Annotated in this window: 10 protein-coding genes; 1 reads left to right on the top strand and 9 read right to left on the bottom strand. The window is 65.3% G+C overall.

Translation table 11 applies throughout. The annotated features are described in order from the left end of the window. Window positions 1–22: 22 nt before the first annotated feature. Window positions 23–1,903, bottom strand: coding sequence for a DUF4012 domain-containing protein (locus CSQ85_RS10775; protein ID WP_223846949.1), 1,881 nt, complete (start codon window positions 1,901–1,903; stop codon window positions 23–25). Beyond that, window positions 1,903–3,387 (bottom strand): sugar transferase, encoded by a 1,485-nt coding sequence (locus CSQ85_RS10780; protein WP_150384103.1) that lies wholly within the window; start codon window positions 3,385–3,387, stop codon window positions 1,903–1,905. Before CSQ85_RS10780 ends, CSQ85_RS10775 begins: the two co-directional genes overlap by 1 nt. Window positions 3,388–4,148: 761 nt before the next feature. Here CSQ85_RS10780 and CSQ85_RS10785 point away from each other — a divergent pair. Continuing rightward, a complete protein-coding gene (locus CSQ85_RS10785) occupies window positions 4,149–4,613 on the top strand; it encodes a hypothetical protein (protein WP_150384051.1) in 465 nt (154 codons plus the stop codon). Between the two features lie 462 nt (window positions 4,614–5,075). On the opposite strand, the gene CSQ85_RS10790 is transcribed toward CSQ85_RS10785, so the two are convergent. From CSQ85_RS10790 to CSQ85_RS10820, 7 genes are all read right to left on the bottom strand, one after another. After that, window positions 5,076–6,602 carry an Nramp family divalent metal transporter gene (locus tag CSQ85_RS10790; protein WP_223846950.1) on the bottom strand — a complete coding sequence of 509 codons (1,527 nt, stop codon included), beginning with the start codon at window positions 6,600–6,602 and terminating at the stop codon, window positions 5,076–5,078. 226 nt (window positions 6,603–6,828) lie between these two features. Continuing rightward, window positions 6,829–7,614 (bottom strand): HNH endonuclease family protein, encoded by a 786-nt coding sequence (locus CSQ85_RS10795; protein ID WP_150384052.1) that lies wholly within the window; start codon window positions 7,612–7,614, stop codon window positions 6,829–6,831. Further along, a complete protein-coding gene (locus CSQ85_RS10800; protein ID WP_150384053.1) occupies window positions 7,607–8,506 on the bottom strand; it encodes an aldo/keto reductase in 900 nt (299 codons plus the stop codon). The genes CSQ85_RS10795 and CSQ85_RS10800 overlap by 8 nt, the downstream gene beginning before the upstream one ends. A 47-nt stretch (window positions 8,507–8,553) precedes the next feature. Further along, on the bottom strand, window positions 8,554–9,624 hold the full coding sequence (locus tag CSQ85_RS10805; RefSeq protein WP_150384105.1) for a LacI family DNA-binding transcriptional regulator: 1,071 nt from the start codon (window positions 9,622–9,624) through the stop codon (window positions 8,554–8,556). 586 nt (window positions 9,625–10,210) lie between these two features. After that, window positions 10,211–12,352 (bottom strand): beta-galactosidase, encoded by a 2,142-nt coding sequence (locus CSQ85_RS10810; protein WP_150384054.1) that lies wholly within the window; start codon window positions 12,350–12,352, stop codon window positions 10,211–10,213. Between the two features lie 9 nt (window positions 12,353–12,361). Next, window positions 12,362–13,351, bottom strand: a complete 990-nt coding sequence (locus tag CSQ85_RS10815; RefSeq protein ID WP_150384055.1) for a carbohydrate ABC transporter permease — start codon at window positions 13,349–13,351, stop codon at window positions 12,362–12,364. Beyond that, window positions 13,348–14,277 carry a carbohydrate ABC transporter permease gene (locus CSQ85_RS10820; protein ID WP_150384056.1) on the bottom strand — a complete coding sequence of 310 codons (930 nt, stop codon included), beginning with the start codon at window positions 14,275–14,277 and terminating at the stop codon, window positions 13,348–13,350. The genes CSQ85_RS10815 and CSQ85_RS10820 overlap by 4 nt, the downstream gene beginning before the upstream one ends. Between the last annotated feature and the right edge of the window lie 176 nt (window positions 14,278–14,453).

Genomic DNA, 14,453 nt, shown 5'->3' on the forward strand with positions numbered 1-14,453 from the left:
TCTGTCGTCTGTCGTTTCGCCGTCACCCGGCGTCGGGCGTCGTGCGCACGGTCATCGGGGTGTCGCCCGCCGCGGGGCTCGCGAGCAGGTGGACGGTCAGTTCGAACCGCTCCCCCGCCTCGAGCGTCACGGTCGTCGCCCCGACCGTCAGCCCGTCGTGCGTGGCGATCTGGTCGAAGTCCTCGCTCCAGTCGACCAGCCGGCCGCCTGCGGGCGCGTACACGTACAGCACCGTCTCGATCTCGCCGTGCCGCGCCTTGCCGTCCGCGTCGAAGCCGCGCAGCAGGTCGGGCGTCTTCCCGATGGTCGCGGGGTCGGCGGTGTTGGTCATCGTGACGGTGAGCGTGTACTGGCAGGCGCCGTTGGGGTAGGTCCTGTCGTAGGCGATCTTCGTCTCGCGCTTGAGATACCAGTCCATCTTGCCCATCGTCGCGTCGTTGAAGTAGACGCCGGCGACCGGTTCGGCGGGCTTCGAGGGCATCGCTCCGGCGACGGCCGTGCCGGCGAGGCGGTCCTGCTCGTCCTCGTGCGCGCTCCACACGGTGAGGTGGCCGTCCTCGACGGCCTGGCTCACGGTCTTGAGCAGCGCGAGCCTGTCGGAATCACCCGAACCGGAATCACCCGAACCCAGACCGTGCAGCACATGGTCGAAGACCTGACCCGCGGCCATCGCGAAGAACGCCTCCTGCGCGGCCTGCGTCGTTTTGTCCAGATACGTGCGGTTGAGCAGCGTGCTCGCGGCGTCGCTCCCGGTCAACACGGTCCCGTCGGCGAGCGTGACCGGGCCGGTGATCGCGAGCATCCGCTGCAGGAACACCGGGTCGACGCTGATCACGCCGTCCACGTCCCCGCCGCCTGCGCGCTTCCAGATCCCGCTCGCGAGCTCGGCGGCGCGTGGGAAGTCCGGCGTGAAGTTCACGTCCTGATAGTCGGTCGCCATCTTCACGGAGAACAGGTTGCGTTCGTCCGCGGTGAGGACAGTGAGCGCCTCGTCCTCGCTGAACGCGGCGTCGGAGGGAGGCGGGGCGAGCGTGCCGAGCGTCGGCCTGCCGCGGGTCACACGCAGCGTGCCCCAGCTGGCGGGGATGCCGCCGGTGGCGCGCAGTTCGGCGTTGTTCTGGGCGAGCAGCAGGTACGTGCGCGACGTGCCGGACGTGCCGGACGACTTGGCGGCTGAGATGTCGAGGTCCAGCATCGCGGGCAGCGTGTCCGCGAGCCGGGATGCGGTGTCGGTCAGTCCCGCGATCGCCGCGAGCTGCTCCCGTCCCTTCGCGAGCGCGTCGTTGACCCGCGCAAAATGCGTGTCCGGCACGTCGGCGAGCCTCGCCGCCGCGTCGGTCAGCGCATGGTCGGCGCGCGCGAGGTCGGACGCCACGCCGGCGTCCAGCCCGCCGAGCGAGATCGCCCCGTCCTTGACGCCGATCGCGTCCGGGTCGATCGAGCGCGCGGTGCGGGAGAGCGCGGGCATCGCGTTGTTGGCGATGTCCTCGAGGATGTGCACGGTCTCGCGCACGGAGGTGACGTCCCGTCCGTAGTACGGGGTGATGCCGGCGATCGACCAGACCGGCTGGCTGGTCTGCGCGTACGCCTTGCCGATGTGCACGGACATGTCGTCGATGCGGTCGGCGGCCGACTCGAGGTCGCCGTCGCGCACGGCGTCGCGGATGCCGTTCGCCGAGGCGACGGACGCTTCGATCTCGCCCTTGGCGATCCACGCGGAAGCCGCGAACCACACGACGACGGCGACGAACGCGACGAGGACCGTGACGAGCGTCATAAGGACGATGCGGCGACGGCGACGGCCGCGTTTCATGCGGGCGACGCTCGCCCGGCTCATGCGCCGGCGGGGCGGGCGGGACTCGGGAGCGGGGCGCACGCCGTCCATCGGATCGACGCCGCCCATCAGTAGGCCCCCTTGTGGCTCAGCACGGCACCGACGGTGCGGAACATCAGCGCGATATCGCCCATCATCGACCAGTTCTGCACGTACGCGACGTCCAGCGCCTCGCTTTCCTCGGCGGACAGGTCGGAGCGTCCGGACACCTGCCACGGGCCGGTGATGCCCGGCTTGACCAGCATGCGCGTGGCGTACAGGCGGTTGTAGCGCGCGTACTCCTCTGGCAGCGGCGGACGCGGGCCGACGACCGACATGTCGCCTTTGAAGACGTTGATGAACTGCGGCAGCTCGTCGATCGAGAACCGGCGGATGAAGCGGCCGACCGGCGTGATGCGCGGATCGTCCTTCATCTTGAAGATGAACCGGTCGGTCTGGCCGGTGCGTTCGGCGAGCTCGCGTTTGAGCGCGTCGGCGTTGGCGACCATCGAACGGAACTTGATCATCTCGAACGGCCTGCCGCCGCGTCCGATGCGCGTCTGCGTGTAGAACACCGGGCCGCCGTCGGTGAGTTTGATCGCGATCGCGACCGGCAGGGTGATGATCAGCGAGCACGCGATCGCGAGCGACGAGACCGCGAGATCGAACAGGCGCTTGGTCACGCGCACGGACGGCGTGTACTGGGCGAGACGCTGGGTGATGATGGTCGTGCCCTGGATGGAGCGGATGCGGAACTCGTGGTTCGCGGTGTCCGCGGCGGACGCGAACATCGCGATCTCCAGGCCGAAGGACTCCATGCGTACGCTGAAGATGTTGTAGTTGTCGGAGTAGCGTCGCAGCTCGTCGGCCACCAGCACGGTCTGCGCGCCCGCGTCGATCACGCGGCGGGGCAGGTCGGTGTCGTCGTACTCCAGCACGGGCAGCGAACGGCCCCACGAGTCGGCGATCCGGGATTCGAGCTCGATGAGGTCGTGGTCGCCGACGATCAGGCCGCTGTCGGGGTCGAAACGGATCGGGCAGACGGCGACCGGACGGTAGTTGAGCTGGGTGCGCTTGGCGAGGAACCGCAGCGCGTCGCCGATGCCGCGCGGCGAGCCGACGATCACGACGCCGTACGCGAACTGGCCTTTCTCGCGGCTGCGGGCGAGGAACAGGCGGGAGACGACGCGTTCGGCCATCGTCAGCAGGCCGCCGGCGACCACCATCGCGGTCAGCGAGCGCAGCGTGAGGCGGAAGTCGAAGACGTAGTTGAACGTGCAGTGGAGCATCCAGCACAGGGCCGTGCCCTTGACCAGCAGCATGTTCACCTGATAGCCGTCGCCCATGATGTGACGGTGGTAGATGCCCACGGCGTGCAGCGATGCGATCCAGAAGCACGCGCTGACGATGGAATAGGCCGTGGGGCCGAACGCGATCCCGAAGCGGACCGACCAGTACACGCCGGTGGCGTGCCCCAGGTTGAGCACGGTGGCGCCGGCGATGATGAACATGGCGGCGTCGACCAGCATCAGCGCGGTGTTGACGAAGAACCGCCAGTAGACGACCTGCGACATCTGGCTCTGGCCCCGGCTGCGGCTCTGACTCTGGCTCTGGTGGGAGTCGGCGGGATCGTCACGGTAGGGGGTATCGGCGGTGTTCGCGCTAACAACGATCTCCGCGGGCGAGCCGGGACCGTGGGGAGTCCCGATGTCGGTACGGTATCGGGACCGCGATGCCTGAGCCACTTGTCCACCCTGCGCTTTCACGATGTCGTCAATGGTTGCCGCCGTGCTGGTGCCGCCGGGTCCGCGGACACCGTCCGCGGACCGGGATATGGGGAAGCAGAGTTACCCCCGAATTATGGTGCCCATGAAGCGTACACCCCCCCCCCGTGACATATCGGGGGTATGATCGGGGTGTTCGCGAGTCAGATCGGGGGTGCCGTGCCGGATGGGCCCAGCGGCCCGACCGTCGACGCTCGGATGCAGATGCAGCCGAGTCATGCATATCGCGGCATACGCCAGACAATATGATGTGATACGGGTCGCGATCCATGAACGCAATACATGAATCAATACGCCGCGCACTGCCGCATAATCACGTTGCGACACCAATGCGCCACAGGCCGCAATACCATGCAATTCAGGGCGATGCATACCGAACGCGAACAGCGAAATCATCCCGGAAAAGAAAGACGAAATCATAGTGGAAACCACGGGGACACGCTCAATGAAATTGCATTCGAAATACACCGCGGCCATTCGCTACAATAGATGTCGAATAAACATTCGGAATGTCGATTTGCCGAAAATCGACATCTCATTAAGGAGTTCATATGGCATCCGTCCTGCAGGGATTCGAGGAAGTCAGGCTGGTCAAGCCGGTCGGCAAGATCACGATGACCATCACCGCCAACGCCATCCGCTTCAACAAGGCCACCGCGCAGGCGCTGGGCTTCCCGGCATTCGTGCGACTGCTCGTCGACGAGAACGGCAGGCGCATCGCCGTCGCCGTGACCACCGGCAAGGCGCTCAACGCGGTGAAGTTCAGCAAGCCCGAGGAGAAGCAGACCGCGTCCGTCAGCGTGCGCGAGCAGGCCGCGCTCGAGGCGATCGGCAAGTTCTTCACGCTCGCCGAAGCCCCGGAGGGCGAGGTCGCGTACGTGTCCGTCCCCGGCACCTACTACCCGGACGACAAGGCCGTCATCTTCAACGTCGACGACGCCACCGCCGGCACGATGAAGCGCCGCGGCCGCAAGAAGGCCACGGGGTCCGCGGAGTCCGACAAGAGCGCCGAGTGATCACAACCCTGCCATACCTACATCCTCGCTGAGCTGTCAGCACCCCATTGCCTGAGGACCGGAGCGCAATCACGCCGCATAGCGGTTCGTTGTGATGCATATCGGTTTCGATCGAACGCACGTGCGACGCACCCGGTCCTCAACGCAATGCGCATTACCACTTATACCTCAACCTAACTTTCGCATACTGTCTTCTTTGATCTACAAGATATCTTGGATTGTATACTATTTGATATACAATCCAAGCATGAGTAGACGGTTTGCTGTCACTCAACACGAATTTGGTGACTTTTGACGTTGAGTGGCAGACTCATTGCGGCAATTCATCATCATGGCAATTCGACGTAAAATCAGCGGATAATCATGTTGAACGGCAGCGAGACTCCAAAAGAATGAGGGAGACCGAAAACAGCCACGACAAGCACTGTGCCGCCCGTCGGTGCGCTCGCTGGTAAGCGCACCTCACGCCAGACCGAAGAGGGTGAGGGCGATGAGGAGGACGTTCAGGGCGACGATCAGGGCGGCGACGGCGATGAAGATCACATGCTTGACCATGCCGTCGGCGTACTCGCCCATCAGCTTGCGGTCGTGGGTGTAACGCAGCAGCGGGATGATCGCGAACGGGATGCCCACGGACAGGATCACCTGGCCGATGACCAGCGCCTCGGTGGGGTTCGGCGCGAACCACAGCACGATCAGGCCCGGCACGAGCGTGACCACGCGGCACGCCCACATCGGCGCCTTGACGCGCAGCAGACCATGCATGATCTCGGAGCCGGCGTAGGTGCCGACCGAGGTGGAGCTCAGCGACGAGGCCAGTAGGCCGATCGAGAAGATCGTGCCGATGACAGGGCCCAGCACGGTCACGATCGCATGCTGCGCGCCCTCGATCGAATCGGTGCCCTTCATGCCGTACAACGAGTTCGCGGCGAGGATCAGCAGGCACAGGTTCACCGAACCGGCGAGCAGCAGCGCCCACACCACGTCGATCTTCGAGCCGTGGAGCAGCTCGCGCGTGGTCGGACGCTCCTCGCCGCCCGCGTAATGGTCGTTGACGAGCGTGGAGTGCAGGTAGATCGCGTGCGGCATGACGGTCGCGCCGAGCATCGACGTGGCCATGAGCACCGAGTCGCGCCCGGTGAAGTGCGGGATCAGGCCGCCGGCCACATCCGCAGGGTTCGGCGGAGCGATGAACAGCCCCGCGATGAAACCGAACGTGATGACCAGCAGCAGCGCGATCACCATCTTCTCGAACAGGCGATGCGTCTTGCCGCCCTCGAACAGCAATAGCACGGTGGAGACCGCGCCGATGATCACGCCGCCGACGAACAGCGGCAGACCGAACAGCAGGTTCAGCGCGATCGCGCCGCCGATCAGCTCGGCCAGATCGGTGGCGATGGCGATGACCTCGGCCTGCATGAAGAACATGAACCGCCCGGCGTCGCTCATGCGCTCGCCGAGCAGCTCCGGCAGCGACTTGCCGGTGACGATGCCGAGCTTGGCGGACTGGTATTGGATGAGCACGCTCATCGCGTTGGCGACGACGAGCACCCACACCAGCAGGTAGCCGTACCTCGCGCCGGAGGTGATGTTCGCGGCCACGTTGCCCGGGTCCACGTACGCGACGGCCGCCACGAACGCGGGTCCCAGGATGCCGGCGAGCGCGTGCCCGTGGTGCACCGTGCCCGACTGGTGTCGCGCGGCCTGCCGCTCCTTCTCGATCTCGGGTTCGGGCCGCCGGTATCCGTCGGCGTCGACGAGGTTGCCGTGCGCGAAGTCGCCGTTGCGGCGCATGGCCGCGGTGATCTTGGCGCGTTTGGCGTCGCCGTGGATGCGCCCGTAGCCGCTGCCGTGGGCGCGTCCGCTTCTGACGATGGTCGGGTAGCTGGTTTCGGTCGATCCTTCGACGACGCGATCGTCGTTCTTGGGTGCGTGTTCCCCGTTACCGGCGTTCCCGCTGTTGCTGCCGTTATCGATGTTCACGCTCATTCTTTTCGTTATCCATCCCCTCGCGTGTCATGCATGTGCTCGCATGTATCTGCGCATGACCATGCCATGGTCATCGATTTCCACGCAAAGGTATAGCGCGACCGTGTTACTTGCTGCTGCTTTCGCCAGTCGCATGCACGGTCTCATTGTCGCCTCGACTACCCCTCAGGCCCGTTTCACGGGCCAGCTCCCCTGACAAGGGGAGCCGAGGGAGGCAGAGCATATCCTACGGGATCTGCTGGGCGGGGCAGGTGTGGAGGACGGCGAGCATCGCGTCCTTTTCGGCGGTGGTGACGGTCAGGCTGTATGTCGTTTTGACGCCGATCTGGCGGGCGACGTATTCGCAACGGTAGGCGGCGTTCGTCGGCAGCCAGTACGCGGCGGATGCGGAGCCTTTCTCCTGATTGGCGGGGCCGTCGACGGCGAGCAGGTTGTACGGGTCGTTGCCGAACCGGCGTCGCATGGCGGTGTCCCAGTCGCGCGCGCCGGACGCCCACGCGTTCTCGAGGGCGACGACGTGGTCGATCTGCACGGCGGCGGAGGTGTCGACGCCGCGCGTGAACCGGATCGTGCGGCCGGTGTACGGGTCGTCGAGGACGCCCGATTTGACCTGGCACGCGCCGGGGCCAGTCGCGGCCTTGTATCGCACGGCCTCGAGGTCGCGGGCGAGGATGTCCTCGCGGATGTCGCAGCCGTTGCCGTCGTCGTCGGTCTCGCGGTAGCCGAACGCGTCGCGGTCGTAGCCGGATGCGCTTTGGTTGTCGTCGACCGTGAGTTTCTCGAGCGCATCGGCAGCGGGCCCGGACGCGGCGGTAAGCCCCGAAACCTTGCCGATTTCGGGACTGATTCTAGGCAGCAGGGACCCCGCGCCGACGCCGCCCAACGCGACGACGACCAGCAGGATCAGGAGGCGTTCGAGCGGACTCGTCGCGGTGACGCGGCGCCGGCGGAATCGAGCGGGAGCGGCGCCTGCGCCTCCCCCGCGTCGCCGGCCGCCGCGGCGATCACGCATACGTGAAGGTGAGCGGATCGTGTCCGGCGCGGGTCGGCCCGTCGAGCTCGTCGATCGCGGCGTGTTCGGCCGGGTCGAGCACGAAGCCGAACAGGTCGAGGTTCTCGCGCTGGCGCTCGGCGTGGACCGACTTGGGGATGATGATCGTGCCGTTTTCGATGTGCCAGCGCAGGATCACCTGCGCCGGGGTGACGCCGTGGGCTTCGGCGATGCGCTCGATCGTGCCGTCGCCGGCGTTGAGGTCGGCGCCGCGGGCCATCGGCGAGTAGGCTTCGACGGCGATGCCGTGCTCCTTGCAGAACGCGACGACCTCGCGCTGCTGCCAGGTGGGATGCAGTTCGATCTGGTCGACGGCCGGCCATTCGCCGGTTTCCTCGTGCAGACGCTCCAAGTGCTCGGGCAGGAAGTTACACACGCCGAGGGTCTTCACGCGCCCCTCCTCGCGCAGCCTCGTGAACGCCTTCCAGGTCTCGCCGCTGCGCCAGTCGAACGGGGTGGGCCAATGGATCATGTACATGTCGACGTAGTCGACCTGCAGCTTGGCAAGGGAGTCGTCGAACGCCTTGAGCGCGGAATCGTAGCCCTGCTGGGAGTCACGCAGCTTGGTGGTAAGCCACAGGGACTTGCGCTTCTCGCCGGTGTTGAAACCGGTTTCGGCGAGCGCGCGCCCCACGCCGGCCTCGTTGTTGTACCCGGCCGCGCCGTCGATGTGGCGGTATCCGGCCTCAAGCGCGCTTTCGACGACCGGGGTGACGCCCTCGTCGTCGATCCTCAGGACGCCGAGGCCGATCTGCGGGATGAGATGGCCGTCGTTCAGGGTGATCACGGGCGTGTGGAATGTGGGCTTCGATGCGGACTGTGATGCCGGATTCGATATGGATTCGTTCGTCATGAGTGCTCCTTCGTTGCTGCTACGCACTCACTGTACACGTTGGTGCATCACCGTGTGGAAGCGCGGGGGATGACGTGCGACTTGGTCATGAGGAGTTCGGGGGCGGAGATGTCGCCGCGGATCCGGCCCAGAATGCGCTCGACGGCGGTGGGCGCGGTCCATTCGAGGCGCGAGGCCATCGTCGTCAGGGGGATCTGCAGGTAGGGGGCCTCCTCGATGTTGTCGAAGCCGATCACCTGCACCTGACCCGGCACGTCATAGCCGGCGGTGCGCAACGCGGTCATCGCGCCGATGGCGAGCTGGTCGTTCAACGCGACGACGCCGTCGAACGGCACACCGTTGTCGATGAGCCGCTGGGTGACGCGCGCGCCGGCGCCGATCGTCCAGTCCTGATCGGTGGCGCCGACCAGCCGCGGATCAAGTTCGAGGCCCCTTCGCCGGGTCTCCTCGATGACGCCGCGCGTACGCAGCTGGGCGTTGCCCTCGATCGCCCCCAGCAGAGACGACTCGTCGTACGCGCCGCGCGCGCCCACGACCGCGAGGTGGCGCGAACCGTGGTCGTAGAGGTATCCGGCGGCCGTGGCCGCGGCGGCGACGTCGTCGGGGGTCACATGGTCGGCCCTGCCCCATGTGGTGCGTGCGCCGACCACGACGAGCGGGAAATCGACCTCGAGATCCTCCGGACGGATGTCCTCCACCTCGCTCATCGACAGAATCATGCCGTCGGAGACGGTGGAGTTGAAGCGGCGCAACAGGTCGCGCGCGCCTTTGGCAGAGCCTTCCGCGTAGGTGGTGACGTAGACGGAGTAGTCCTGCAGGCGCGCGGCGTCGATCGTACGGTTGGCGAGTTCGGCGAGGTAAGGCGGCGTGAGCGTGGGCACGGCGAGTGTGATGAAGCCGGTGTGGTCGCGGCTCAGATTGCGCGCGGCCACGTTGACGCGGTAGCCGAGGTCCTTGATCACCTGCTCGACCTTGGCGCGCGTGGCATCGCTCATGCGGCCGGAATGGTTGATGACGTTGGACGCGGTCTTGAGCGAGACGCCGGCCGCCTCGGCCACGTCGCGCAGCGTGACGCGGCGGGGGCGGGCGGGCTTGGCCGACGTGCCGCCGGCGGGCATGGACGAGCCGGACGCAGATGAGTCGGGTGTGGACGAGCTTTGCACTGACGAGCCATCCGCAGCCGGATCGGATGATGCCTTCGATTCCACTTCGTTCATTGAACCCACCATCCTTACGCTATCCGTGGTACTCGCATATGCCCAGCGTGCCGCGCCATACAATCATCGACGAACCGACCGTCCCTCAGATCCACGGATCCTCACCGAAAGCCAACGGACTTCCATGCAGGAGGACACCAGCCTTACCATTTTGACGCCACCATATTACTCGCCTTACTCGCCCTGAGAGCATCTTCGCACCTGATCCGCGACCATGAGGATGGTCGCAGACATTCGGTCGAGAGAAAACGAACGGCTAACTGCTTTATAAGGGGTACTTTCGGCTTTATGCGGACATCTATCTTCGTTATGAGGGGTACCCATCTCAGGTATCAGGCGCCATGAACGGCTTGATGGCGACGGCGCCAAGCCATTTTCGGTCTTTGATACTTCGGTCAGGTACCCCTCATAACGAAGATAGACGTCCGCGAACCAGCCGAAGTACCCCTCGTAAGAAAGATAGCGGCCTCGACACGGCTACAAGCGGCTACAACACGGTCCTGGTGACGAGGATCGCGTTGCGATCGAGCGTGTAGGCCACGGTTCCCGACGATTCTGGAGCCTCTGATGCCTCGCACCGGTAGGCGACGAACGGCGTTCCCTCGATTCCCGGGACCTGCACCGTCTCCTTGGCCCGGTTCAGATAGAAATCGAACCGGGTTCGACCGTCCTCGGATTCGCGGATCGTGTGGATGATACGCGGGTCGGTCTCGCTCACGACCTCGGCGCCCAATCCGGCCGAGGCGATGAGCTTCGCCAGATCGTGGCGGTCCAGATCGCAACCGACGTAGACGCCCTCGCCGCTCCCGTAGGGATGGCGTGTGACGGCGGGCGTGCCGTCGAGCTCCCAGTCGGCTGCCGCCGCGCCCTCGTACGTGGCGATCACGGTCACGTCCGGGGCGACGGAGGTCACGTCGTTCTGCCACAGTCGCGTGACCATGCCGTTCGACAGGGCGATCGCGACGGGCTCGCCTTCGGACGTCCCGTCACCGGATCCATCGTCGGGGCCGAGGATGTTGAACTCCTCGGAGCGGATGCCGAGCAGCTCGCGCAGCAGGCCATTTCCCGCCCCCGGATAGCCGCCGAGCCCGATGTGGAATCGCTCGTCGATCAGGCCGGTCGCGTAGCCGACGACGACCCGGCCGCCGGAGCGCGCGAAGTCGGCGACGCGCCGCGCATCCGCGTCGGACAGGGCGATGAGCGTGGGCAGCACGATCGTGCGGTATCCGCTCCAGTCGTAGGCAAGCGGGACCACATCCGCGCGCGAGCCCGCGTCGAGGAACGCCCGATACCAGTCGCGCACGTCATGCCAGTGGCTGAGCCTCATGCTCGGCAGGGTCTCGCAACGCGTGGCCCATTCGCTGGTCGCATCGAACAGGATCGCCGTGTCCGCGCGGCGCAGGCGCGTGCCCTGCACACCGGCGTCGGACAGCGTCTCGAGCCTCTCCCCCAGTTCGACGACGCCCCGATACACCTTGGAGTCCTCCCCCGCGTGCGGGAGCATCGCGGAGTGGAACGCCTCGGCGCCGCTGACGGACTGACGCCACTGGAAGAAGTTGATGGCGTCAGCGCCCAGCGCCACATGCGCAAGGCTGTCGCGCACGATCTCGCCGTGGCGTTTGCGCGAGTTCCACTGCTTCCACTGCACCGCGGACGTAGAGTGCTCCATCACGTACCACGGGTCGCCGTGGGCCAGCGAGGCCATGAGCGCGTCCGAGCAGGCCAGCTCGTCCAAGTGCGATTCGCCCTCGCGGAAGTAGTGGTCGTTCGAGACGAAATCGACCTCGTCCGCCCATTGCGCGTAGTCCATGCAGCACTGGTCGGTGGAGACCATGAAGTTCGTCGTGCACGGCTTGTCCGGGCAGATGGACGCGATCGCGTCGCGCTCGGCCTTGTAGAAGTCGAGGAGCATGTCGTTGCCGAATCGCTCGAAATCAAGCTGCTGGGACGGGTTGACCATCGCGTCGCCGCCCATGTGGCGCGGCAGCAGCACCTCATCGAAGCCGTTGACGTGCTGCGACCAGAACGCCGTGCCCCACGCCGCGTTGAGCGCGTCGATGGTGCCGTAGCGGCGCTCGCACCAGAGGCGGAACTCGCGCAGCGCGTCGTCGGAGTAGTCATAGCGGTTGTTCCAGCCGTACTCGTTGCCGACGTGCCATGCGGTCACGGTCGGGTTGTCCCGGTAGTGCTCGGCGAGTTCGCTACACAGGCGCAGCGCGTACTGTCTGAACACCGGACTCGTGGGTCGCCACGACTGACGGCTTCCCGGGTTGACCGTGTGCCCGTACCTGTCGACCGGCAGCACCTCGGGATGCGCCTCGTACAGCCACATCGGCGCGGAGGCGGTCGCGGAGGAGAGATCCACCGCGATGCCCGCACGCCCGAGCTGGTCGATGACACCGTCAAGCCATGCGAACGTAAACGCGCCTTCGGTCGGTTCGATGCGATCCCAGCTGAAGATGGCGAGGGCAACAGTGTTGACGTGCGCCTGTTTCATCAGGCGGATGTCGTCGGCCACCACGTCGTCCGGCCACTGGTCGGGATTGTAGTCGCCGCCGAACGCGATGCCTCGCCCGGACTCGGTCAGCAGGGACGGCCATGTGCATGGCCTGTGCGATGTCGTTTCCATGATTGTCGGTTACTCCTTGACTGCGCCGGCGGCGAGGCCGGACTGCCAGTACTTCTGCAATGCGAGGAACGCGATCACCAGCGGGATGATCGTGATCAGCGAGCCCGTGATCACCAGGTTCTGGATCGCCTGACCACCGGCCGTGGACGCCTGGTCCTTCCACTGGTTCAGACCGATCGTCAACGGATACCAGTCAGCGTCCTTCAACATGATCAACGGCAGGAAGTAGTTGTTCCACGTCGCCACGATCGTGAACAACGCCGTCGTCACGATACCCGGCGCCAACAAGGGCAGACTGATCGTCCAGAACGTACGCCACTCCGACGCGCCATCCACACGAGCCGCCTCCAGCAGCTCGGTCGGCACCGCCTGCTCGCTGAAGATCCACATCAGGTACAAACCGAACGGGCTGATGAGGGAGGGGATGATCATGGCCCACGGCGTGTTCGTCAAACCCAGCTTGGCGAACAGGAGGAACTGCGGGACCGCCAACGCGATACCCGGCACACTGATCGAGCCGATGATGACGGCGAACACGGCCTTGCGGCCCGGGAACCGGAACTTCGCCAACGCGTACCCGCCCATGATCGCCAGCAGGGTCGCGCCGCCCGCGCCCACCACCACATAGAGGAGCGTGTTGATCAGCCAGCGGCCGAAGATCCCGTCCTGGTACGTGAACACCGTCACGATGTTGTCCCACAGGGCGAACGTCCTGCCGAAACCGAGGCCGAACGTCGACGTGAAGTCCGCCTGGGTCTTCGTCGCGTTGATCAGCAGGTACACGAACGGGAACAGGCAGTACACCGCGAAGACCGCGCACACCACCGTCATCCACACGCTCCGGCGCGGGTTGTTCACGTTCGCGAACCCGCTCCTCTGCGCCCTCTTGCGCTCGGCGGCCTCGTCCTTCGCGACACGCCTCTGACGCGCCCTCTCGGCCCGCCTCGCCTCACGCTCCTGCTCGCGCACCGACTGCGCGGAAATGGTCGCACCACTCACTTCATCTGCTCCTTGAGGCTGTTCAACTGCACCGCGTACGCGATCGCCATCGTGATCACCGCCATCGTGATCGCCAAAGCCGCCGCGTAATTGCTCTGGTTGCCGCTGAAGCTCAGGTTGTACGCGTACATGTTCGGCGTGTAATACGTCGTGATCGCGTTGCCCGGCACCATGTTCTGCAAAATGCTCGGCTCATTGAACAGCTGGAACGAGCCGATGATGCTGAAGATCACCGTGATCGCCAACGAACCCTTCAACTCCGGCAGCTTGATCGACTTCACGATCTTCCACTCCGACGCGCCGTCAATGCTCGCCGCCTCATACAGGCTGTGGGGGATCGTGGACAGCGAGCTGTAGAAGATCAGCATGTTGTAGCCCGTGAACTCCCACGTGTTGATGTTGCCGATCGACGCCAGCAGGATGTTCGGGGCGAACAGGTCGATGTTCGTGCCGAAGAAGTCGTTGAACGAACCGATCAGGCCGTACTTCGCGCCATACACGAAACCCCAGATCAGGGTCGAGACCACCGCGGGCACCGCGTACGGCAGGAACGTCGAGATACGGAAGAACTTCGTGCCATGCAGCTTCATCGAATCGATCGCCAACGCGATCGCGGCCGCGAAGAACAGCATGATCGGCACCTGCACCACCGTGAACAGGGCCACACGGCCCACCGAGCTCCAGAACTGGCTGTCCTGCAACAGACGCGCGTAGTTCTCGAACCCGACGAACCTCGTACCGCCGATCATCTGCTTCTTGAAGAAACTGATGTAGATCGCGTACACGATCGGGATGATGAACACGAACACGAACACCACCGCGAACGGCCACATGAACTTCCAACCACGCCAATCAGGCTTGTGTTTGTTGACCCGGGCGGCCGCCGAATGGCCGCCGGCCGTGACGGGAATCGATTGTTCGGACATGACGAATCACTTTCTTGACACTGGATAACGGTTGATGGCGTTGGGCGCGCATGGCACACGCACGGCACACGCGGGGCCAAACGCGGCTGTCGGGCATGACAAGGGCGGGGATACTGCGGAGTATCCCCGCCCTCATCGATTCGGGTTCGCGGCCGGCGATCAAGGAGGACATGACC

The organism is Bifidobacterium rousetti (assembly GCF_008698235.1).
Classification (GTDB): Bacteria; Actinomycetota; Actinomycetes; order Actinomycetales; family Bifidobacteriaceae; genus Bifidobacterium; species Bifidobacterium rousetti.

Bases quoted from the DNA above. Each gene is read 5' to 3' on its own strand.
- CSQ85_RS10775 (WP_223846949.1), bottom strand. From the start codon at position 1,903: ATGGGCGGCGTCGATCCGATGGACGGCGTGCGCCCCGCTCCCGAGTCC.
- CSQ85_RS10780 (WP_150384103.1), bottom strand. From the start codon at position 3,387: ATGTCGCAGGTCGTCTACTGGCGGTTCTTCGTCAACACCGCGCTGATG.
- CSQ85_RS10785 (WP_150384051.1), top strand. From the start codon at position 4,149: ATGGCATCCGTCCTGCAGGGATTCGAGGAAGTCAGGCTGGTCAAGCCG.
- CSQ85_RS10790 (WP_223846950.1), bottom strand. From the start codon at position 6,602: ATGAGCGTGAACATCGATAACGGCAGCAACAGCGGGAACGCCGGTAAC.
- CSQ85_RS10795 (WP_150384052.1), bottom strand. From the start codon at position 7,614: ATGCGTGATCGCCGCGGCGGCCGGCGACGCGGGGGAGGCGCAGGCGCC.
- CSQ85_RS10800 (WP_150384053.1), bottom strand. From the start codon at position 8,506: ATGACGAACGAATCCATATCGAATCCGGCATCACAGTCCGCATCGAAG.
- CSQ85_RS10805 (WP_150384105.1), bottom strand. From the start codon at position 9,624: ATGCCCGCCGGCGGCACGTCGGCCAAGCCCGCCCGCCCCCGCCGCGTC.
- CSQ85_RS10810 (WP_150384054.1), bottom strand. From the start codon at position 12,352: ATGGAAACGACATCGCACAGGCCATGCACATGGCCGTCCCTGCTGACC.
- CSQ85_RS10820 (WP_150384056.1), bottom strand. From the start codon at position 14,277: ATGTCCGAACAATCGATTCCCGTCACGGCCGGCGGCCATTCGGCGGCC.